Raw genomic sequence first — 457 nt, forward strand, 5'->3', positions numbered from 1 at the left:
GCTGTGGAACGCCTCAGCACCGCGCTTGACCGGATCGACGGTCTGACGGCCCAGATTGATCACCGCGCGGCCCCCACCGATAGCATCTGATGGAGCGGGCTCCCCATTCGGTCGCCCGGCGGGACGAACCACCGCACTGACGGCGGACCGACATTGAGGACAGTATTTTGGATGGAGTCTTAAAGGGCTTCTTTGTGGTGGGCGCGGTCATGCTGGTGGGCTACATCCTGGGCAAAACCAACGCCTTGGGCCCGCACGGCACAAAGGTGCTCTCCACCCTGACGTTCCTGGTGGGGCTGCCCAGCCTGATGTTCTCCCTGATCGCTTCCCGGCACATCTCCGACGTCCTCAGCACAACAGGCCTGATCTCGGTGGCCACGGCGGCAGCCATGATGGCCGTGTTCGCCATCATCGGCGCCATCGCCAGATGGGGCGTCCGCAGGACAACCATCGGAGC

The 457-nt window shown here is 64.1% G+C and carries 1 protein-coding gene; it reads left to right on the forward strand.

Annotation, left to right across the window (positions count from 1 at the left end; genetic code table 11):
- Positions 1-167: 167 nt before the first annotated feature.
- The coding region (locus P2Q66_RS14110; protein ID WP_275729079.1) for an AEC family transporter at positions 168-457 on the forward strand (290 nt) is incomplete at its 3' end.

The organism is Arthrobacter sp. Cr_A7 (genome assembly GCF_029222765.1).
GTDB lineage: Bacteria > Actinomycetota > Actinomycetes > Actinomycetales > Micrococcaceae > Arthrobacter.